Genomic DNA, 20,243 nt, shown 5'->3' on the forward strand with positions numbered 1-20,243 from the left:
GGATACGGTACGTTACCGTACTTGTCAATGGTAACGATCAGTACCAGTTAGGATCCACAGATGCGACACATGATCAAAATCGGAACTCTGGGAGCTCTGGCTGCCCTTATCGCGGGGCTTGTTTGGTCCTGGGGATGGCAATGGGTGACAACGGGCCGTTTTGAGGAGGCAACCGACAATGCCTATGTCCGGGCCGACATCACGTCTCTGGCGCCGAAGGTCGCAGGCTATGTCCTTGAGGTGGGCGTTACCGACAATGCCATGGTCCAGGCAGGCGATATTCTCTTTCGTATCGACGATAGGGACTACAGGGCTCGGCTGGCTCAGGCAGATGCCAATGTTGCTTCCGCCCGGGCTGCTCTCGTGAATCTGGAAGCCGAGACACGCTTCCAAAAAGCCGTAATCGCTCAAAGTGAAGCCCAGCTCAAATCCGCACTCGCCGCTCAGATACTGGCGATGCAGAGTTTCGACCGCTATCGCTCGCTAATACGCGCCAGCACTGTCAGCCAGGCAAAGTTCGAAGAAAGCGAAGCGGGCATCGCCCAAGCTGACGCTTCTGTCAGCGCCGCACAAGCCGGAATTGAGGCCCAGCATAGAAAGCTGGACGTTCTGGCCGCCCAAAGAGATGCTGCCCAAGCAGCGCTTTCTCAAGCTGAGGCTGCTCGTACATTGTCTCAGATCGATCTCGACAACACGACGGTGCGCGCCCCGGTGAACGGCGTCGTCGGCAATCGTCAGGTGCGTGTTGGCCGATTTGTCACCACTGGAACGCCGATGCTCGACATCGTCCCTATCCATGACGTTTGGATCGTCGCCAATTTCAAGGAGACTGAACTTGAGCATATTCGTGTGGGCCAGCCGGTGCGTATCTCCGTTGACGGCTACCCCCATGCAGAGGTTCGGGGCGCTGTCGACAGTCTCGCGCCCGGGAGCGGCGCTGCCTTCAGTCTGATCCCGGCGGACAACGCGACAGGCAATTTCGTTCGTGTCGTTCAGCGCGTGCCAGTCAAGATCAGGCTAACGAGTATCCCATCGCAGGTGCGCCTCGTGCCTGGTCTTTCTGCCCGTGTATCGATCCGCACCGTAGAAGAGGGGGAGACATCATGAAGCTTGTGGTCATCGATCCGGACCAAGTCGCACCGGTCAACACCAGAGCCTCCCACGGAACCATGCCGACATTGCTTGTTGTTGCCGGCATTGTCTTCGCCGCGCTCACTGAGGCGGTGGCCGGCACGGCCTTGTCCACGGCCCGGCTCGACATGATCGGCGATACCCACGCAACCCTCGACCAGTTCGCGCTGCTGGAAGTTGGATATACGGCCGCCAAGCTGACCGCCTTTATGCTGACCCCCTGGCTCATGGGCAGGTTTTCATCACAGACGTGCCTTCGCGCCGCGACAGGGATCATGACGCTCGTCTGTGGAGCGGCCGCATTGACTTATAATTTCGATACCCTCGTCGTTCTGCGACTTCTTCAAGGGCTGGCCGGAGGAGCGCTCCTGGTGAGCGGACAGACATTGCTGTTCCAGACTTTCTCCCGTTCGCTTCAGCCTGTCGTTCAATGCTTTTTTGCCTTCGGAGCGGTGGTCGCCCCTGCAACGCTCACGCCCTACATGCAGGGGTGGCTGCTCGACAGCCTGTCGTGGACATGGATATTCCTGAGCATCGTGCCAATCGGCCTGTCGGCGCTGGCACTTCTTGCGTCGACGGATCTTGGCGCTGATGCGCAGACACGAGCAGTTAGACTAGACCGGCTGGGCGCAGTGCTCTTTACCATCGCCGCATTTTGTCTGACCTTTGTCCTCAATCAAGGCAGCCGTTGGGATTGGTTGGAAGAGCCGATGATCGTGCACTTGTTGCTCGTGGGCGTCGTATCCTTGCTCTTGTTCATAGCCTTTGAGCTTTGCGCGACGGGCTCCGATACCATTCTTGATCTTGCGATTTTCCGGAACAGCGGATTTGCGTTTGGCTTCATCGCAAGCTTTGCAGCCGGTTTCGCGCTGTTCGGCAGCGCCTATCTCATACCGTCCTTCGCCATTTCCGTCCTTGGCATGACTCCGACTGAAGCGGGCATGCTGCTGCTTCCCAGCACACTGATGTTCATCAGCGCACTCCTCCTAACCACCTTCCTGGTCAGGCGGGGCAAGCTCCCACCGATCATCACGGTACCTTTCGGTATCCTCGGCTTTATCGTAGCCATGTGGATGCTATCCGGTTCCAACGGCGAAAGCGGCTTTTCGGACTTGATGCCGGCCATCCTCCTGCGTGGTCTTGCGCTAGGTTTCCTCTTTCTGTCGATCACGCTGATCACGTTGCTCGATCTTGAGGGGCCGCAAATCGCGTACGGGGTTGGGCTCTTCAATGTCGGCCGCCAGACCGGGGGGCTTTTCGGCGTGGCAGTCATGCAGACGCTTCTCGATCAGCAAACGGCTTTGAATAAGGGTGTCATCGCCACATACATCGTCCCGGGTCGCATGGCTGTAACCGAACGACTTGCCCTGCTGACCAATAGCCTCACCTCGCATGGGATGGAGTTGAGCGTCGCTGCTAAAGCTGCTGTGCAGATCCTCACAAGAGAAGTGACTGCACAGGCGAGCATCATCGCCTTCGACACCGCATTTCTTACTCTTTCCCTTTTCTTCATTGCCGCGGCGCCGGTCCTGATCACCTTGAAAATTATAATCGGCAGGGCTCTCAGTTCCGGCAGCGAGACGCCTAACCATGCCGGCAGAGGAATTGGAATCGGCGCTCAAGCCTATGCAGACGACCAGCTAGGAGATGTTGATGTGAGCGAAATCGTCATACGACCTACTGCAAGTCCTCATTGAGTGCCGCCAATGCCGAGAGCCGAACTTCTCGGGAAAGGTCACTCCGACGACCCTCGCTGAAATGAGTGCAATTCGTTGGCAAATGCGCCAACGCTTCGGCGTCCGGATCCACTACTCCAGATTGTGCGAGTGGAGTTCGGGCGCATGGCGCCGGTCATCGAGGAACTGAGGTCACTACGAAGCCTGGTCTTCGCCCTCGGCGGTCGCCACATCCGTGCCCGCTAAAAGGAGCAGGGGCGGGTTGCTCGCGCGATCAATCCGCTCGCCGCAGACCTTAGGCGCAATTTCTCGAACTGACGGGCCCCCTCACCTCTAAACCTCATATAAATTCGCTCCTATGCGAGGCATTCGCTGGCCTATGTGCTAATCTGGATCGACGGGAACTGGAGCTATGAGCGAGACGCGAAAACTTGCGGCGATCCTAGTTGCGGATGTAGTCGGCTACAGCCGTCTTGCTGGTGCGGACGAGGATCGCATCCTAGCGCGGCTGCGGACGCTGCGCAGCGATCTGATCGACCCGACTATCGACGTCAATCATGGCCGCGTGGTCAAGCGCACCGGGGACGGAATTCTTATCGAGTTCCGTAGCGTCGTGGACGCCGTGCGTTGCGCGATCGAGGTGCAGACGGCCATGATCGATCGCAATACCGGCGTGTCGCGTGAGCAGCGCATCGAGTTCCGGGTCGGGATCCACGTAGGCGATGTGGTCGAGGAGAGCGACGGCGATTTAATGGGCGACGGCGTCAACATCGCTGCGCGCTTAGAAGGAATTGCCAAGCCCGGCACGATCTATCTCTCCGAAGATGCTTACCGCCAGGTGAAAGCGCGGCTTGATTTTGCGGTGACTGATCTCGGCCAGCTCCATCTGAAAAATATTTCAGAGCCGATGCGGGTCTATTCCCTCCAGATCGGAACGGTCCCCCCAGCGGCGGTACAAACGCCGCCGCCCGCAACGGAAATACCTTTGACTGCGGCCAATCTCGATAAAATCTCCATTGCCGTATTGGCGTTCAACAACATGAGCGGCGATGCCGAACAGGAATATTTCTCCGACGGCATCAGCGAGGACATCATTACCGACCTCTCGAAGCTGTCTGAGTTGCACGTAATCGCCCGCAACTCGTCTTTCGTATACAAGAATGCAGCAGCCTCTGTGCCACAGATGGCCAGGGCGCTTGGCGTCCGCTACGTGCTCGAGGGCAGCGTGCGCAAGGCCGGCAACCGGGTTCGTGTCACAGCGCAATTGATCGATGCAAGCAGCGGCGGACATGTCTGGGCCAGCCGGTATGATCGTGACCTGACCGACATTTTTGCGGTTCAGGACGAACTCACACAGGAGATCGTGGCCGCGCTCAAACTGAACCTCACGCGTGGCGATCAGGATCGGCTAACTCGGGCGCGCGCAGTCAATGTCCAGGCGTATGAGTTTTTCTTGCGTGGGCGGGAGCAGGCGTCCGCACATACCCGAACCGGAAATGTCGCAGCTCGCAGCTTGGCGACCGACGCCATCGCTATCGATCCAGGATATGTTGCCGCCCAGGCACTCATTTCTTTCACCCATTTGCTCGACTACGTCAACGCCTGGAGCACCGATCCGGAGGACTCGCTGCGCTCTGGACTGGAACTCGCGCAGCAGGCAGTGGAAATGGCCGAAGAACAGCCCGACGGCCACTTCGCACTGGGGATGGCTTGCATGTGGAATCGGGAACTGGAGAGGGCGCGGACAGAAGCGCAACGAGGCCTCGTGCTTTCGCCCAACTCCACCGAACTCCTCATGTTGATGGCCCATATCCAGATATTCTCCGGCGATCCCGCAGATGCCCTTGAGACACTTGATGCTTCCATGCGCTTGGACCCGCATTATCCAGAAGTTCTTCTCCAGTTTCTCGCCGATGCGCGCTTTTCTCTCGGCGAGTATGAGCGAGCGATTTTTGCGATCAAGCAGCGCCTCGCACGAAACTCCCAATCTGAGACCGCCTATGCGCTGCTTGCGTCATGTTACGGCCACCTAGGCCGGCTGGAGGAAAGTCGACAGGCTTGGGAGACGGCGCTCCAGATAAACCCTGACTTCTCTATCGAGCGCCGCCGTCGCGTCCTTCCATTCAGAAACCCCCAGGACTTTAACCATCGCGTTGAAGGTCTCCGGAGGGCAGGACTGGCGGTCTGATGCGCTCTGATCCATTCCCATCTCCCAACGCTGCCGGCAAATAGATCTGCTTCTCATAGCCGCCGACCATGATCGTGATCTTGTCAGCAGCATTGGCCGAATTCGCCGTTGCCATGGCGGCGCCGGCAAGGAAGACGGAAACGGCAGCGGTGTGAAAAAGCGCGCGTGTACAACGCATAGACTATATCCTCCTGATGGTTTTCAGCATCGCCAATAACACACGGGCTCGTGTCTCTCCTCCACGATGCGACGACAACACTAGCAGCCCAAGCCTTCAGTCACCTTTCAGCCATGTGGCTTAATCTCCAAAATCACGAGCGCCGGCCCGCAACGTTGCGAGCAGGCTTGAATCGACGAACGTGAACACCTTTCCGACCAAGTTGGGATTACTTCGGGTACCGGTCGCCTCTTGCCGGGTATTTCCGATCGGCGGCTGGAACAGATCTCAAGCGGCAGTCTGTGTCGCATACCAAGCGTCAGAGTTTCACCGCTAGCATAATCGCGCTTTGGCTAATTCGTATTCCGTCGCGAACTTCCACGATGGCTCGCGGTTGCTGCGGAGATAATTCTGCGTTTCGAGCTTGTCAGAGATCTCACACCAGTCGAGGAAGCAATCAGGAGTCGACGTCGCCAATGGGCGATATACCCTAAGCAAAAGCATGCGCGTTCTTCATGATGGATCGAAGTTTAAGCGCCAGTCGCGCAGCGATCGCCGGCAGAATATCTCCCCATCTTCAACGACTGCAAATGAGGAGACTGGCGGTAGTGTTGACTCTGGAGTTCACTCAGCCGAAAACAGGCGATCGAATAGAGAGGAAATAATGATGGCCAACGAGAACACCACAGGACCGGTTGCTGCAGTTGAGGCGACGGATGCAGAGGCAAAAGCACCCGCTGCCAAGAAGCAGAAGCCACCACAGCGTCAGAAGACGACCGTCGAACCGGCGCGAGCCGCGGCAAAGGCAAGTGCCGCAAAGTCGCAGGTCGCCAAGCCCAGGACGTATAGCGAACAGGAAAAAACCGGCAAGCTCAAGCTGATCGAAAAGGCAATCACCGAGGGCAAAAGCACCCTCAAGGATGCGATCAAGAGTGCCGGCATATCGGAGCAAACCTACTATAACTGGAAACGGACCGCGACGCCCGTTGTTCAAAGGAACGCAAAGCCTGTTCCGGCCGGCGATGAGCTGGCAGATCTTGTCCAGCTCGAAAAAGAGAACCAGAAGCTTCGCAAGCTTCTGGCGGAAAAATTGCGCTCGGAAAATACGGAGCTGCGCAAGAGGCTCGGGCTGGATTGATCTGAGAACGACGCAGGCGGTCATCTTCTCGATTGGCCGCCTGATCTTTTTTTACTCCAGAGGCTTGGTCGCCTCCAGTCTCTCCGTTGAGGAGAGCGATCGCGGGAGCAAATGTCTCCTGTTCAAATGACCGTTTGCGACGGGATTTTGGCGCTAAGTATCGTCATTCTCTCGGACACTGGCCAGTTGAAGCGCGCGGCAAGGCGATATATGGGTTCGCCAGCAGGAACGCAGTCGCGCTGATCGGCGCCTGCTATTTAGCGATTTGCTCAAGGTTGAAACCATATGAAAACGCCACAACGGAAATTCGTTGTTGAATTCAAGTCGGGTCGACGACAGACGAAGGCGCGGACGAACTCAATTTGGGGTGACACCGATCTCAAGGCTTTGGTTCGTGAAGCGGAAGACAAGGCGCCGCATCTGTTCAATTCAAATGCGGCACCTGGTAGGCCTGACGAGGGCGGAGAAGACATAGCGTCTGATACGATGAACTCGGGCTCTGCTGGCGGACACGCAGGCGAGGCCAGCGTTGCGGGAGCATCGACATCATTAGGTGACGGCGCAGAGGTCGACGTGCCAAAGCAAAGTGAGACGACTGTTGCGACTGCCGAAGTTGTTGAACCGGTGCAGGAGAGCCCGCCGGTGTTTCAGCCCAAGCGAACATCAAGCGACACTCCTCGAAAGCGTGTTAAGCGCGGTCCCCTCCGCGCGACCGCGCATATTGCGATGAGGAGGAACAAGCCCCGAAGCGTGGAAGCCGTAACGGCTCGGGATGCGGTTTCCCTCGAGGAGGTAACTACACTTGATGCAGAAAACAAGCGGCTCAAGAGGCTACTGGCAGAACGGCTTCATGCACAGAACCTGCAGCTCAAGAAGATGCTCGAGCGCTTTGATGTCACGTAAGAGGCCAAGGGTCGCGCGCGCGACCCCCTGCCGCGAGGTATGAACACAACAACTACTGGTTCTTCACGGTGTCTTCCAGGAAGAACCGGCCAAGCGGGTTCTGGTAAAAATTCTCAACGTTCTTGCGCGCGACGTTGATGTAGGGGCTGTAGTAGAGGTCGATCCAGTTCACGTCTTCCTTGGCCATCTTCTGCAGATCGAAATACATCTGCGCGCGCTTGGCCGGATCCAGTTCCTGACGCGCCTTGGCGACGAGGTCCTTCACCGCATCACTCTTGTAGTTGGTCATGTAGTTGTTATTGGAGTCGTGGCCGAGAACGAAGGTCGTCTTTTGGTCCGGGTCGAGAATGTCGTTGGTCCAGTAGTTGACCGAAATATCGTAGTCGCCGTTGACAGTCATATCCCATTCCTGGCTGGGATCGACCTTCTGAAGATTGGCGGTAATGCCGGCCTTGGCGAGCTGCTGCTGGATCAACACGGCCGTCTGCTCATCCACTTCATCGCCGGCACGCAGCAGATAAGTGAGCGTCAGGTTGGAGACGCCGGCATCCGCCAGCATTTGCTTGGCTTTTTCCGGGTCATAGGGCCGCTGCAGGTTGGCGGCATAGTGATAGAGCGCCCCCTTCGGAATGTAGGAATTAGCGATCGTACCCTGTCCGAACGTGACGGCATCAACGATCGCCTTCTTGTCGATCGCCATGTCGAGCGCCTGGCGCACTTCCTTCTTGCCGAGGTCGCCATGGGCGTGGTTGATCAGCAGATGGTCCTCGCGGGTCGAGGGATCGGTGAGCACGTTGAGGTTCGGATCCTTCTTCAGTTCCTCGACGCGAGAGAAAGGCACGAAAATCGCCGCATCCAGTTCCCCCGCCTCAACGTTTAACATGCGGGTATTGTCGTCAGGTACCGAGATCCACTCGACTCCGTCGAGCTTCACCCGATCCGCCTGCCAGAAATTCGGGTTTTTCTTGAGGATGATGCGGTCACCGCGTCGCCATTCCTCCACGGTGAAAGCGCCGGAAGCGATCGGCTTTTCGGCATAAGCGTCAGCGCCCAGGGATTCCATGCCCGCCTTGGAGATGACCGAGGCGTTCGGAAGCGCGAGCGTTGAAAGGAATGGCGCGGAGGGGTTCTTCAGCTTGATGGTCAGCGTGCGCGGATCGGTCGCGACCGCAGTGTCGATCACCTTGTAGGAATCGCTCCAGAGCGAGCCTTCGTCGTCGCGAATGCGCAGGAGGCTGAAGACGGCATCTTCGGCCGTCAGCGGCGCTCCGTCCGAGAATTTTGCATCGCGGATCTTGAATGTATAGGTCAGGCCGTCATCCGAGGTGGTCCAGCTTTCGGCAAGGCCAGGCTCCAGCTTGGTGCCGGCCTTGTCGACCCGCACCAGCACGTCATAGACGTTCGAGAAGACCCAGTTGTCGATGTTCTGCGCCGTCTTGATCGGGTCGAATGTCGTCGAATCCTCGCGGCGGCCGATCGTCAGAACGCCGGCCGCTTCCGCATAGCTGGCGCTGAGGGTGAGGGCAGCGGCGAAGGCAGCAAGCCCGATAGATTTCCACCTGATTGTCATGATGTCGTTCCCTTCGTTGTTATGGCATGCATTTGATGGATTGGATCGGTTCGCCCGGTGTCGGCTCGACACCTTTGAACCGAGGCTTATCCGGATCGATATCTGGGATCGCCGCGATCAGCGCGGCGGTATAGGCATGCTTCGGCCGCGAAAAAACCTCTTCGGACGGCCCCTCCTCGACCACCTCGCCGCGGTACATGACGACGGTGCGTGTGCAGAGATGGCGCACAATCGCCAGGTCATGGGCAATGAAGATCAACGTCAGGTCCATCTTGGCCGCCAGATCCCGGAACAGGCCGATGATCTGCGCCTGGATGGTCACGTCTAGCGCCGCCACGCATTCATCGGCGACGATCATCTTGGGATTTACAGCCAGTGCCCGCGCAATGCCGGCCCGTTGGCATTGGCCGCCGCTCATGCTGCGCGGCTTTCGGTGTGCGAATTCGCGGTCGAGCCCGACGAGGTCGAGCAATTCGCCGATGCGTGCTGGAATGTCGAGTTTGGCGACCGTGGCCTGCACCGTCAGCACCTCAGCCAGCGTCTGGCCGATCGTCAACCGCGGGTTCAGCGCGTTGAACGGGTCCTGGAAGACCATCGCCGTCTCCCGCCGCAGCTTAGCCAGTCCCGCCCTCCTCTGCTGGGTAAGGTCGATGCCGTCGAAACTGACATGGCCGGAAGAGATCGGCGTCAGGCCGAGGACGGCGCGGGCAAGCGTGCTCTTGCCGCTACCGGATTCGCCGACGATGCCGACCGTCTCGCCCGGCATGATCTGCAGGCTGACGCCGGAAACCGCGTTGACGGTCTTGGCGGCAGCTCCTTTCAAGAGCCTGCCGCCGGAAGGAAAGCGCACGTGCAAGTCGTCGATCTCAAGAAGCGGCTTCAACGCTCCTGCCGAGCGCGCGGTCTCGCTCCCGGCGGAGACGCCAATCTCTGGCATGGACGGATGGCTTTGGATCAGATTGATCGTGTAGGGGTCTTTCGGGCGGGAGAGGATCGCCCGCTTCGGGCCTTCCTCCAGCAGCCTGCCACCACGCATAACGGCGATACGGTCGCACGTCCGTGCCACGATGCCGAGATCGTGGGTGATGAGAATGATGGACAGCCCGCGCTTATCGCGCAGATCCATCAGAAGGTTGAGAATTTGTGCCTGGATGGTCACGTCGAGCGCCGTCGTCGGCTCGTCGGCGATCAGGATTTTCGGATTGCAGGAAAGCGCCACGCCGATCATCGCGCGCTGGCGCATGCCGCCCGAAAATTCGTGCGGATAGCTGTCAAAGTGCCGAACTGGATCCGGAAAGCCGACCTGCGCCAGGATCTCGACGGCGGCCGCGCGCGCATCGCGCCCATTGAGGTCCTGGTGATAGCGGATGCCTTCTGCGATCTGGTCGCCTATGCGCATGACTGGGTCGAGATGGCTGGTGGGGTTCTGGAAGATCATGCCGATTTCGCTGCCGCGCACGCTCAGCATCTCAGCATCGCTGACGGCGGTGAGATCACGGCCCTCCAGAAGCACGATGCCTCTCTCGATCGTTAGTCGCGAGGAGGGCAGGAGGCGGACGAGCGAGCGGCAGAACAGGCTCTTGCCGGAGCCGCTTTCGCCGACGAGACCCAGAATTTCGCCTTTTGCGAGATCAAGCGACACGGCATCGAGCAGAATGCGGACCCCGCTGTCGAGATGCGCTTTGACGGTCAGGTCGCGGACGGAAAGAACGGACGCGCTCATTCGTGCACTCCGAGCCGTTCGCCGAACGCATCGCCGAGCATGCTGAAGCCGAAAGCGAGGCAGACGATGGAAAGCCCAGGAAACAGCGTGATCCACCAGGCCGTGGTGACAAAACTCTGGCCCTCCGCCACCATAACACCCCATTCGGCGACCGGCGGCTGCACACCGAGGCCGAGATAGCTGACGGCCGCGCCGCTGAGCAGCACCAACACCGCATCCGACATCGCAAAGACGATCGAGCCGGCAATCGCATTCGGCAGCAGGTGTCGGAACATGATGCGCATCCGCGAAAAGCCGAGGCTGACGGCGGCCATCGCATAGTCGCTGTTCTTGAGCACCAGAATCTGCGCCCGGATCAGCCTGGCATAGGAAACCCAGCCGACCAGTGCCATGGCGAGGTAAAAGCTGCCGAGCCCCGGTCCGAGGATGGCGATGATCGATAGCATCAACACCAGGAAGGGAAAGGCGAGGATGATATCCACGAGCCGCATGAACAGCGCATCAACGATGCCACCGAAAAAGCCGGCGATGGTGCCAACAGCGGTGCCGATGAGAAAGGGGAAAGCGACGCCGATCAGCGCGATCTGCAGGTCGATCCGCGTGCCCCAGATGACGCGGGAAAGCACGTCGCGGCCGAAATTATCCGTACCGAACGGATGAAGCAGCGAAGGCGCCTGCAGGCGGGCATCGCCGTTCTGAAGGATTGGGTCATAGGGTGCCAGAACCGGCGCGCCTGTCGCCAGCAGGACGAAGAACAGCAAGATGCCGGCGCCGGTCACAAGCATCAAGTGCTTGCTGAAGATCGTCCGCCAGCCGACGGAGCCTGAAGACAGGGTATCGACGCTCATAGCTTCACCCTCGGATCGATCGCAACGGTGACGATATCGGCGACGAAATTGACGAGCACGGTGGCGCAGGCGAAAACCATGGCAACGCCCTGGACCACCATATAGTCGCGCGAGAAGATGGCGCGGACGAGAAGCTGTCCCATGCCGGGAAGCGCAAAGACGCTCTCGACGACGACGGTGCCACCGATGAGCCAGCCAATATTGACCGCGAGAAGATTGACGGTCGGCACCAGCGAATTCGGTACGACATGGCGCCAGAAGACGATGCGTTCGGGCATGCCACGGGCGCGCGCTGCCGTCGCCACGTCGGATTTAAGAGATTCGATCATCGCCGCCCTGAGGCTGCGCGTCAAAACGGTCGAGAGCGACAGGGCCACGGTCAAGCTCGGTAGGATCAGATGCGCAAGCTTGTCGCCGATTGTTGCGCCATAGCCCGAGACCGGCAGCAGGCCGAGCTCGACGCTGAAGAGGATGATGAGCATCAGCCCGAGCCAAAAGGGCGGGAAGCCGATGCCGAAGGTAGAGACGATACGCACCGCATGATCAGGCGCCTTGCCGGCATTGCGCGCGGCAATCGCTGCCATCGGCACGGCGATCAGGATCGACAGAACGACGCTGGTGGTAACGAGCGCAACAGTCGGCTCGATGCGGGTGACGATCAGTCTCAGCACGTCGATCTTGTAGAGGATCGATTTGCCCATCTCGCCATTGGCGAGGTTTTTAAGAAAATACAGATATTGTAGCCACATAGGCTGATCGAGGCCGTACTGGGCACGGATATTGGCGATCGCCGTCGGCGTGGCGCGCGAGCCGAGCAGGTTGCGTGCCGGATCGCCAGGGATCAGCCGCACCAGAATGAAGGTGATGACGCTGATGCCGAAAATGACGGGCATAAATTGCAAGGGTCGGGTGAGGACGAACCTATAGCGATGCATGGTGATGTCAGCGCCTCCGTATTGTTCGGATGTCGGTCGCCATTCTTTGCATCAGTTCCGCCTGTGCCGCGACAAGAAATCGATCAGCGCTGGATAGTAGTCTCCGGGATTTTCGTAAAAGGGCATGTGGCTGGCATTGGCAAAGACCTTGAGTTCGGCATTCGAAATGGCGAGCTTCATCTTCAGTGCGCAGGCCGGCGTCAGTTCGTCGTGCTCGCCCGTGGTGATCAGTGTCGGCACGGTGATGCGCGGCAGGTCGGGAATACGGCTCCAATCCTTGAGGTTGCCGATATAGAGGAATTCGTTTGGTCCCTGCATCGTGCCATATGGCCCCAAGTTCCAGTCGTTGAGCGACCGGCGCACCGGCGCCGGCCATTCCGGCAACCGGCAGACGTGGCGGTAGTTCAATATAGTGATGGCTGCGAGATATTCCGGGTGGTCGTAGGTGCCCTGCGCCTCGTGCTTCTGCATCATGGCAACCGTCTCGGGGCCGAGCGCCGCGCGCAACCGCTCCAGCTCGGTAATGAGATGGGGCATGTCCGCGACCGTATCTTCGAGGATCAGCGTCTGCAGGTTTTGAGGGTAAGTGAGCGCATAGTCGATTGCCAGCCAACCGCCCCAGGAATGGCCGAGCATGTGCACCTTGCCGAGCCCCAGCGCCTTGCGCACCGTCTCCGTCTCCTCGACATAGCGCCCGATCGTCCACAGCGCCGGACTGGTCGGGCGGTCTGAAGCGCCCGTGCCGAGCTGGTCGAAGGCCACCACGCGATAGCCTCTGTCGATAAGACAGGAATGCGCATCGCGCAGATAGTCACAGGGCAGTCCCGGCCCGCCGTTCAGGCAAAAGATCGTCTCGGGGCCGGAGCCGAAGCTATAGGCGACGACCTTATAGCCATCGACTCCGATTTGGTGTCGCGCCTCGGGTTCGATTTCACGCCACATTGACCACTCCGGCAAAGATTCTCCTTGCTCAATATTTGAGCATGTCTAAATTTTTATCTCAAACGACGGTCCGCGCCAGCTATAAGAAGTGATAGGGTCGCCAGGGAATACGAGCCGGAGTCAGCCGATGCTTGACGAAATCGAAACCATCAGACGCCAGTTTACGGCTCATCAGACACTGGATGGCCGCATCGATCAGATCTTCGAGGCCATGAAGACAATCGGCTTCGAAGCGCTGATATATGACTATACCCCGGTGGCTTACGATCTCGACGGCGCGATCATGATTCCGTCGCTGCTGAAGCTTCGCAACATTTGCGGCGACATGCATGACTACTGGTTCAACCGCGGCTACTTCCGCATCGACCCGGTGCAGCAGGTCGCGCTTCGCACCTCGACACCCTTCTTCTGGAGCTATGATGCCGACGCCGACACGCTGATCCGCCGTTTCATGACCGAGGACACCGCGCCCGTCGCCCGCTATCTGAGCGAAAGGGATATGTCGACCGGCGTGACGGTGCCCATTCATATGCCGCGCGGTGACTATGCCACAGTCACCGGCATCCGCTTCGGGGGCAACAAAGAATTCGAGCGGCACGCCCTGCGCTATATCGCCGATTTCAATCTGCTCGCCCATGTCTTCCATGAAGCGGCTTACAACCTCTTCGATGCCGACGTCTTCCATGTCGGCAAGGCCAGGCTGACGGAACGGGAGCGCGAATGCCTGCGGTATTCGGCCGAAGGATACTCGGCCAAGGAAATCTCGCGCATCATCGGTCGCTCCGTGCCAACGGTGGTCATGCATCTGACCGCCGCCGCCAAGAAGCTCGGCGCCAAGAACCGCACGCAGGCCGTGGTTCGCGCCACCCATTATCGCCTTCTGGAAGAGCGCTCATCCTATAACTTGTGATAGCTGCCGCGCTCTAAAGCACCACGCTATGCTTTCTCAATTGCTCGCCGCAGCGTCGCGTGTCACTCGTGGCGCGCAAAGGCGGCTGTGACACTTCGAATCTGAATGGAGATCCATGTGGCCGCAATTGCGTCGAAGGAAGCCTTTCTGCCCTTTCGCGAGTACCAGACCTGGTATCGCATCACCGGCTCGCTCGACAGCGGCAAGCTGCCGCTCGTTGTGGCCCATGGCGGTCCTGGCTGCACCCATGACTATGTGGATTCCTTCACCGGGATTACCGAGATCGACGGCCGCCCGGTCATTCACTACGACCAGCTTGGTAACGGCAATTCCACCCGCCTGCGGGAAAAAGGACCGGATTTCTGGACGCCGGCGCTCTTTCTGGAAGAGCTGGATGCGCTCCTGAAGCAGGTCGGCATTCACGACCGCTATGCCTTCCTCGGCCAGTCTTGGGGCGGCATGCTCGGCGCGGAACATGCCGTGCGCCGGCCGAGGGGCCTGAAGGCGCTCGTCATCGCCAATTCCCCAGCCAACATGCATACCTGGGTTTCTGAAGCCAACCGGCTGCGCGAGGAACTGCCGCAGGAGGTGCAGGATAAGCTCTTAAAGCACGAGCAGGCCGGAACGATTACCGACCCCGAATATATCGCCGCCTCGCGCGTCTTCTATGATCGCCATGTCTGCCGCGTCGTACCCTGGCCGCCGGAAGTCGCCCGCACCTTCGCCATCATGGACGAAGACAACACCGTCTACCGCAACATGAACGGCCCAACGGAGTTCCATGTCATTGGCACGATGAAGGATTGGACGATCGAAGATAGGCTGCCGCTCATCGAGGCCCCGACGCTGCTGATTTCGGGCAAGTTCGATGAGGCGACCCCGCTGGTCGTCAAGCCCTATGTCGACCGCATTGAGAGATGCGAATGGGTGCTCTTCGAGCAGTCGAGCCACATGCCGCATGTGGAAGAGAAGGCACTCTGCCTGGAGACGGTTTCGACTTTCTTGCGACGACACGATTGATTGACGCGAAGCAGGTTGCCGCAGACCCAGCGCCGGTGTGCTGGCAAGCTCCGGGCTCGCAGCACTTTTGGACAGCCTTGATCGCTTCGCAGGAGCGATTGCGGGCAGAAGCTGCGGCCCAGGACCGCGGTTTCTCTCGTCGGTTAGCCAGATGCTCCGGCGCAAACCCAGTCGCGGATCGTCCGTCCAGCCATGCGCGATGCGCACCGAGCGGTTGTTAGGCCGCCCTGAAGCGGTCAAAGGCGGTGAGACGCTTGATCGGTGGATCTGCGTCATCCCAGCGATAGACTTGCGTACGCAGATAGCGGAGTTCGTCATCGAGTGCGTCTTCCGCAACCTCGATCCACCAGGACTTCGGACGGCCGTCACTGCCATCCGACCAACGATAGCCGCGTGCTTTCAATTGATCCTTCATGTCGAAGGGGCTGTTTTCCGCAAAGATGCGGGCGCGTGATCGCTGGCTTGCTTCGTAGAGCTCGGCAAAAGGTGTTCGTCCCGATTCTCCACCACTCTCCGCGAGAACCTCAAGGAGAGCAAAGCAGTCATCAACCGCTCGGTGGCCCTCGTGAAAATAACCGGCCTGCCCAATCAGATAACCGAGCTTTGTTCCTTCAAAGCCGCGCGACGCCCAGTCGATTTCAGAGACTGAACAAGCCCAGGCTTTTCCGGCAAAGATTGGTGAAAAGGTCTCGCAGAACGGCCGGTCGAAGCCGGCATTGTGGGCAATTACGAGATCAGCAGGCTCGATGACGGCACGAACCTGATAAAGATCAATCATCTGGTCGGCCACCATGTCGTCGGAGATACCGGTGAGACGTGTGATCTCCTCCGGGATGGAAATGCTGGGCTGCTGAAGAGCGCTATAGACGCCGATGACATCGCCGATATTTCCCGTCTCATCGAATGTAAACGCAACCGCGCCAATCTCAATAATCTCGTCCTTGCGATGATTAAGGCCGGTTGTTTCAGTGTCGATGATCACGCCTTTCAGCGGAAATCCGGGTCGCGCAGCCGTGATCACCAAACGTGGCTCGAGTTTTCTCAGGATACGGTAGCGGCCAGTCTCGTGGAGTTGCCGCACCATATCATCTTCGCTCAACGCAGCCGGAGAATGGCGCTTCGTCGATGAGCCTGCGCCCTTTGCAGGTGCTGCCCCGTTAGCATCAAACAGATCGAACTGCTGCGTCATTCGCTATCTCGGCCTAATTCTCAAATGGCTCTCCGGACTGCATCATCCGCCAAAGTCGCTATAAGACATCCGCTCGAACAAATCAGGAAGAAAGTTGAGGCCTGAAAAGATCAGTGGCCGCTCCCGGCGCCCCTGTTGTCGTCGCGACCGAACAGCAGCGCCGACAGTACGCGTCGGAAGACAGCGGCGGGCCTGCGGCGGAGTTCATCTTCAACGGATCGCCGGGGCCGCAGGATAGAACCAAACAATCCCTGCGCCTGCTCAAGGAAGGGCGCTGCCCCGTTGCGCAGGAGGAAGACCACCTCGAGACGCAGCTCCGAAGCACCATCGAGCTCGGCATAGGGAAGCTGGTCGAGCCGGCAGGCGGCGTCCCTCTGCGCGAGCGATGCGATTCGCCAATGCGTGTTGTTGCGGTAGCTCGGCGCGCGCCAGTCGGCATCCCTCGCGTCTCGGCCGAAGTTGATGAAGCAGGCATTGCCATAGCGGCTCTTCTGGATCTCGACAAACGTCGTCGCGAACCAGCCGGTGCGATGCCAGCGGACCCCTTTCCGGACAAAGCCTAGCGGCAGAAAGATATCATCCACCTCCTTCGTCAGAAGCTTCAGCGCCCGTTTGCGCGTCGTCGGATCGAGCGCAGCCTTCCATGCATTAATGGCATTTCTGTCGGCGTCCTCCATCGTTTTGTCGGTCTTTTCCACCTCTTGGCGTCCCCTCACTCGGGTCGAATGGCAGGGTCAGCAGACAGGAGGCGGGCGCGACGGTCAAGAGTTCGCTGCTCGTACGTGGTCGACGGCGGCTGATTTGGATCCTCTGCCGGGCGAGGCGCAATCGCGGTTCGCGAGGCGTCTTGATCGTGCTAGGATCAGGCCTTTCTACTAAAGGTATTCTTGCGTTGTTGATGATGATGATGAACGGCAAATGTGTCGGCGGCGCGTACCCAACGATCCCGAGGTTATGTGGGGGCATTTTTCTGCTCGTTGCAAACGCGGCATTCGCCGAAACCTTCGTAGACACGAATGTCGTGTCTGTCGTTGAAGGCGGACACTGGCAAGAAGACGGCGTCGGCGAAGGAAGTTACCGCATCATCGTTGTGAACCAGGGCTTTGAGCACGTATCGTCGCGCGTCGTGGTGGAATGGAAATCAGTGCCGACTGAAACAGATGACGCCCAAATCGTCCATTCCGTGGAATTGGTTAAAGGTGGCTTCTACAGCATAGGCACGCCAGAAATGACTTTTTCCAAGGACGGGGCACGCGTCGAGTTGAGGGGCACCGCTACCTACACGCCCGCCATGCCGGTCGTTTGTCGTTTCGGTCTATCTCCTGGCGGCAAAGTCGCCCGGATCAAAGGGTGTGAGGATTAATGATCGGTCCTGCTTAAGCGGCGGAAACTACGTGAATGGCGGCCAGGCCACGTCAATTGCCCGGCTGTCGCCTCGCCTCCGGCCCAACCACCGCATCTTGCTGTTGTCGGTTTTCACAACTGAAGTGAACAGCAAGCCTACAACCGCCATGGGCCGGAAGCATCCTATTCTTGGAATCCGTGAGTATCAGTCGTCGCCTTCCAGCGACGCAAGCGACTTTACCAAACCCACGATCTTTTGCCGTATTCGGGCGTCTTTTACAGCAAGGAATGCGCGGTTTAGCGCGAGCCCCTCGGCGGTGGAAATAAAGCCCGTCAGATCGTCCATGCCCTTCACTAAACCTGATTCACTTTCATCCGCTCCGGCCATTCCTTCGAAAAAGAATGAAACAGGCACGTTCAGACAGTCGGCAATGCCCTGAAGCCGGCTCGCCCCCACCCGGTTGCTTCCCTTCTCGTATTTCTGCACCTGCTGAAATGTGACACTGACCCGTTCAGCAAGCGCTGACTGGCTCATGCCAAGCACCCGTCGTTGCATACGGATTCGCCTTCCGACTTCTATGTCGACTGCACTTGGCTCCTTCGCATTAACGGCTTTATTCATGATCTTTCCTTTGCGCCTCAGGGAATTAAAATTGTGCCAGTGTGGAAACGTTGTCGATTGATCCAATCTAGCTAGTTCTTGAAGAGGTGTCCCTCCCAATCGCCCGATCCGTTCTCTTCAATGACAGGCGTGCCTTTCAATCCCGGCCTAATGTTCCGCCCTGTTCTGCGCCCAGGATAGCTGCGACCGGCGCGTGTGCGGTCAGAGCACACTGTCGGGCATCGATGAGGACATTCCCGAGCCCATCTCCGATGGGCCTTCCCTCGGCCAGTGGGGTGGTGACCGTTACGTCCGCCAAATGTACTACCCTTGGGTAATAGCGCTTCTCGTCGAAGACGCTATCATGGATTCATCAAATTCGTACTGACGGCTGACCACGGATGTACTGGCAGCCGTCGTCGATTGATCAGGAAGGGCCGGTGCGCGTGTCGCCCGGCCCTTTCCTTTAGGATTGCGGCTGCCAGATTTGCCACGGTCCTTCATGGAGATGGGCCTCAAATGCCGCGCCGAAACACCGTCAGGCCCGGTCGGGCAGGTGTAAAGAGCGAATATCAGACCAAAGTCCGACCGTTTCTCAGACTTCGTGCCGATACCACCTCTCGGCAGCTACAGTATGTTTGTACGCGAAAGGGTTGTGAGTTTTCGCTATGGCTAAAATCTTCGTTGTTGCGATGTCACTCGTGATGGTTGTTTTCTGGGGTTCCGTCGGCGTTCTGATGTACTCCCTGCTTACGTGAAGGCGTTCTGCGAAACTCGTCCCTCCCGGCCGGGTCTTGATTCGATTGCTCGAGGAAAAGTTGACACCCGTTGGGTAGCCGAACCTCCAGCTGTGCCCTATAGTTTCCTTTCAGCAATGGAGGTTGCCTAAGGAGGGTTAGATTATGAGCGATACCGCTGTTGGTTTCATGGTGGCAGCTGAACTGTCGGCCCTGTTCTGGGCCGCAGCGCTCATGGTGGCGTTATCGATCTCTTGACGACGCACGGCCTCTTCATCTTTACCTTGGCTGTCGCGACTTCGATGAGAAGCATTTGCTATAGGTTTCGACCTTCTGGCTGGTCGGCACATACTCCCGCTTGTTGTAGTCTTCTCTCAGTCGCGAACTCCAGGCGGGCTGGCAAGGATCTGCAGACGAACTCGAGCCGCCCAGGCACACCGATATATAACCGGTTCTTCCGAAGCGGCTGGCGACGCCCAGACCATGAGAGGCAAAGAGCGCCCCACGAACCCCGATACAGACACTGCAGAGTTCTGAACCATCGGTCTCTTTCGCGATGGTCCGACGCGCTCGAGACGCTCAGGCATCCGACATTTCTTCGTCGCCGACAAGGAGTGTCTTCCCAAGTCCTAGGGATTGCAAATCCGCAGGCTCCATCAGGAGGATCTTTGCCAGCTCACCGGTCACTTCCCATCGCAGAAATATGAGAATGCGGCAGGTGGATCCGGCGCCACGCTACCGGCCGTCGCCGATCTCGTCTCTCCCGCAGAGCGCCTTGGGGGCTGCTGGACGCAGTGATGTTTAACGTGTTGATCTGCAAATCCGACTCCCAAGCGAAGAACTGCTCAGTCCTGATCGGTGCGGGCGGAACTGCAAAGCTTGCGCCCTACGATCTGATCTGCGCGGCAATCTACGACCGGGTAGATCAACACCTGCCGCAAAATATTGGCGGCAGCTTTCTCGCGGCGGATTTACATGGGAAGCAGTGGAAAGCGTTCGCCGAAGAGACTGGGCTGAGCCCGGCATCGACCGTAAAGCGCGTTGGCCAACTTGCCGCCAAGGTCGATCAGGTCTGCGGAGATGTTCCCCAGCAGATCGTCACAGGAGGTGGTGATCCAGCCCGAGTACTGGAGCGGATCGTGCACGAGGGCCGCAAGAGATGCCGACGGACTTTGACGCAGCTTTAAGAGAGGCGGCGGAATTTCGATCGACTTGCACTTCGCCCGGCAAT

At 58.7% G+C, this 20,243-nt stretch carries 17 protein-coding genes and 1 pseudogene; 9 read left to right on the plus strand and 9 right to left on the minus strand.

Features of this window, described 5'->3' with window-relative positions:
- Positions 1–60 precede the first annotated feature (60 nt).
- The 3 genes from ISN39_RS29280 (at position 61) to ISN39_RS29290 (ending at position 4,995) form a co-directional block, all read left to right on the plus strand.
- A complete protein-coding gene (locus ISN39_RS29280) occupies positions 61–1,107 on the plus strand; it encodes an HlyD family secretion protein (RefSeq protein ID WP_194731471.1) in 1,047 nt (348 codons plus the stop codon).
- Positions 1,104–2,828: an MFS transporter gene (locus tag ISN39_RS29285; protein ID WP_246763464.1), complete on the plus strand. Its 1,725-nt coding sequence runs from the start codon at positions 1,104–1,106 to the stop codon at positions 2,826–2,828. Before ISN39_RS29280 ends, ISN39_RS29285 begins: the two co-directional genes overlap by 4 nt.
- A gap of 391 nt (positions 2,829–3,219) precedes the next feature.
- Entirely contained in the window at positions 3,220–4,995 is a 1,776-nt protein-coding gene (locus ISN39_RS29290; RefSeq protein WP_194731472.1) for an adenylate/guanylate cyclase domain-containing protein, read from the plus strand.
- Positions 4,996–5,014: 19 nt separating this feature from the next.
- Here ISN39_RS29290 and ISN39_RS36890 read toward each other — a convergent pair.
- Positions 5,015–5,173: pseudogene (locus ISN39_RS36890) on the minus strand (ABC transporter substrate-binding protein); the annotation flags it as partial.
- A 646-nt stretch (positions 5,174–5,819) separates the two neighbouring features.
- Between ISN39_RS36890 and ISN39_RS29295 the strand changes: the two are divergent.
- Positions 5,820–6,290: a transposase gene (locus ISN39_RS29295; protein WP_074071489.1), complete on the plus strand. Its 471-nt coding sequence runs from the start codon at positions 5,820–5,822 to the stop codon at positions 6,288–6,290.
- Between the two features lie 285 nt (positions 6,291–6,575).
- On the plus strand, positions 6,576–7,193 hold the full coding sequence (locus ISN39_RS29300) for a hypothetical protein (protein WP_194731473.1): 618 nt from the start codon (positions 6,576–6,578) through the stop codon (positions 7,191–7,193).
- A 52-nt stretch (positions 7,194–7,245) separates the two neighbouring features.
- On the opposite strand, the gene ISN39_RS29305 is transcribed toward ISN39_RS29300, so the two are convergent.
- Genes ISN39_RS29305 through ISN39_RS29325 form a run of 5 tightly spaced genes read right to left on the minus strand, consistent with a single transcriptional unit; the run spans position 7,246 to position 13,211 of the window.
- A complete protein-coding gene (locus ISN39_RS29305) occupies positions 7,246–8,763 on the minus strand; it encodes an ABC transporter substrate-binding protein (RefSeq protein ID WP_194731474.1) in 1,518 nt (505 codons plus the stop codon).
- A gap of 19 nt (positions 8,764–8,782) precedes the next feature.
- Positions 8,783–10,486, minus strand: a complete 1,704-nt coding sequence (locus tag ISN39_RS29310) for an ABC transporter ATP-binding protein (RefSeq protein WP_194731475.1) — start codon at positions 10,484–10,486, stop codon at positions 8,783–8,785.
- Positions 10,483–11,334: an ABC transporter permease gene (locus tag ISN39_RS29315; protein WP_194731476.1), complete on the minus strand. Its 852-nt coding sequence runs from the start codon at positions 11,332–11,334 to the stop codon at positions 10,483–10,485. Before ISN39_RS29315 ends, ISN39_RS29310 begins: the two co-directional genes overlap by 4 nt.
- Complete coding sequence (locus ISN39_RS29320; RefSeq protein ID WP_194731477.1) at positions 11,331–12,269, minus strand: ABC transporter permease; 939 nt, start codon at positions 12,267–12,269, stop codon at positions 11,331–11,333. The genes ISN39_RS29315 and ISN39_RS29320 overlap by 4 nt, the downstream gene beginning before the upstream one ends.
- A gap of 51 nt (positions 12,270–12,320) precedes the next feature.
- Positions 12,321–13,211 carry a proline iminopeptidase-family hydrolase gene (locus tag ISN39_RS29325; RefSeq protein WP_194731478.1) on the minus strand — a complete coding sequence of 297 codons (891 nt, stop codon included), beginning with the start codon at positions 13,209–13,211 and terminating at the stop codon, positions 12,321–12,323.
- A 127-nt stretch (positions 13,212–13,338) separates the two neighbouring features.
- Here ISN39_RS29325 and ISN39_RS29330 point away from each other — a divergent pair, with 127 nt between their 5' ends.
- Together ISN39_RS29330 and ISN39_RS29335 are read left to right on the plus strand one after the other, a co-directional pair.
- Positions 13,339–14,121 carry a LuxR family transcriptional regulator gene (locus ISN39_RS29330; RefSeq protein ID WP_194731479.1) on the plus strand — a complete coding sequence of 261 codons (783 nt, stop codon included), beginning with the start codon at positions 13,339–13,341 and terminating at the stop codon, positions 14,119–14,121.
- Positions 14,122–14,226: 105 nt separating this feature from the next.
- Positions 14,227–15,141 (plus strand): proline iminopeptidase-family hydrolase, encoded by a 915-nt coding sequence (locus ISN39_RS29335; RefSeq protein ID WP_194731480.1) that lies wholly within the window; start codon positions 14,227–14,229, stop codon positions 15,139–15,141.
- 217 nt (positions 15,142–15,358) lie between these two features.
- Here the strand turns inward: ISN39_RS29335 and ISN39_RS29340 are convergent, their stop codons facing one another.
- The gene (locus ISN39_RS29340) at positions 15,359–16,330 is read right to left on the minus strand and encodes a 3'-5' exonuclease (RefSeq protein ID WP_194731481.1); all 972 of its coding nucleotides are present in this window, start codon (positions 16,328–16,330) and stop codon (positions 15,359–15,361) included.
- 110 nt (positions 16,331–16,440) lie between these two features.
- Positions 16,441–17,028, minus strand: coding sequence for a DUF4304 domain-containing protein (locus tag ISN39_RS29345; protein ID WP_194731482.1), 588 nt, complete (start codon positions 17,026–17,028; stop codon positions 16,441–16,443).
- A gap of 149 nt (positions 17,029–17,177) precedes the next feature.
- Here ISN39_RS29345 and ISN39_RS29350 point away from each other — a divergent pair, with 149 nt between their 5' ends.
- Positions 17,178–17,693 carry a hypothetical protein gene (locus tag ISN39_RS29350; RefSeq protein ID WP_194731483.1) on the plus strand — a complete coding sequence of 172 codons (516 nt, stop codon included), beginning with the start codon at positions 17,178–17,180 and terminating at the stop codon, positions 17,691–17,693.
- Positions 17,694–17,879: 186 nt separating this feature from the next.
- On the opposite strand, the gene ISN39_RS29355 is transcribed toward ISN39_RS29350, so the two are convergent.
- On the minus strand, positions 17,880–18,296 hold the full coding sequence (locus ISN39_RS29355; RefSeq protein ID WP_074071477.1) for a helix-turn-helix transcriptional regulator: 417 nt from the start codon (positions 18,294–18,296) through the stop codon (positions 17,880–17,882).
- Between the two features lie 1,513 nt (positions 18,297–19,809).
- Between ISN39_RS29355 and ISN39_RS29360 the strand changes: the two genes are divergently transcribed.
- Positions 19,810–20,199: a HipA domain-containing protein gene (locus tag ISN39_RS29360; RefSeq protein ID WP_246763465.1), complete on the plus strand. Its 390-nt coding sequence runs from the start codon at positions 19,810–19,812 to the stop codon at positions 20,197–20,199.
- Positions 20,200–20,243: the final 44 nt, after the last annotated feature.

Origin of the sequence: Rhizobium sp. 007, assembly GCF_015353075.1 — a bacterium.
GTDB lineage: Bacteria > Pseudomonadota > Alphaproteobacteria > Rhizobiales > Rhizobiaceae > Rhizobium.

Excerpts from the sequence above, each read along its gene's own strand:
- ISN39_RS29360 (WP_246763465.1), top strand. The coding sequence starts at position 19,810 with ATGTTTAACGTGTTGATCTGCAAATCCGACTCCCAAGCGAAGAACTGC.
- ISN39_RS29290 (WP_194731472.1), top strand. The coding sequence starts at position 3,220 with ATGAGCGAGACGCGAAAACTTGCGGCGATCCTAGTTGCGGATGTAGTC.
- ISN39_RS29295 (WP_074071489.1), top strand. The coding sequence starts at position 5,820 with ATGGCCAACGAGAACACCACAGGACCGGTTGCTGCAGTTGAGGCGACG.
- ISN39_RS29315 (WP_194731476.1), bottom strand. The coding sequence starts at position 11,334 with ATGAGCGTCGATACCCTGTCTTCAGGCTCCGTCGGCTGGCGGACGATC.
- ISN39_RS29280 (WP_194731471.1), top strand. The coding sequence starts at position 61 with ATGCGACACATGATCAAAATCGGAACTCTGGGAGCTCTGGCTGCCCTT.
- ISN39_RS29325 (WP_194731478.1), bottom strand. The coding sequence starts at position 13,211 with ATGTGGCGTGAAATCGAACCCGAGGCGCGACACCAAATCGGAGTCGAT.
- ISN39_RS29285 (WP_246763464.1), top strand. The coding sequence starts at position 1,104 with ATGAAGCTTGTGGTCATCGATCCGGACCAAGTCGCACCGGTCAACACC.
- ISN39_RS29305 (WP_194731474.1), bottom strand. The coding sequence starts at position 8,763 with ATGACAATCAGGTGGAAATCTATCGGGCTTGCTGCCTTCGCCGCTGCC.
- ISN39_RS29320 (WP_194731477.1), bottom strand. The coding sequence starts at position 12,269 with ATGCATCGCTATAGGTTCGTCCTCACCCGACCCTTGCAATTTATGCCC.
- ISN39_RS29330 (WP_194731479.1), top strand. The coding sequence starts at position 13,339 with ATGCTTGACGAAATCGAAACCATCAGACGCCAGTTTACGGCTCATCAG.
- ISN39_RS29300 (WP_194731473.1), top strand. The coding sequence starts at position 6,576 with ATGAAAACGCCACAACGGAAATTCGTTGTTGAATTCAAGTCGGGTCGA.
- ISN39_RS29340 (WP_194731481.1), bottom strand. The coding sequence starts at position 16,330 with ATGACGCAGCAGTTCGATCTGTTTGATGCTAACGGGGCAGCACCTGCA.
- ISN39_RS29355 (WP_074071477.1), bottom strand. The coding sequence starts at position 18,296 with ATGAATAAAGCCGTTAATGCGAAGGAGCCAAGTGCAGTCGACATAGAA.
- ISN39_RS29310 (WP_194731475.1), bottom strand. The coding sequence starts at position 10,486 with ATGAGCGCGTCCGTTCTTTCCGTCCGCGACCTGACCGTCAAAGCGCAT.
- ISN39_RS29335 (WP_194731480.1), top strand. The coding sequence starts at position 14,227 with ATGGAGATCCATGTGGCCGCAATTGCGTCGAAGGAAGCCTTTCTGCCC.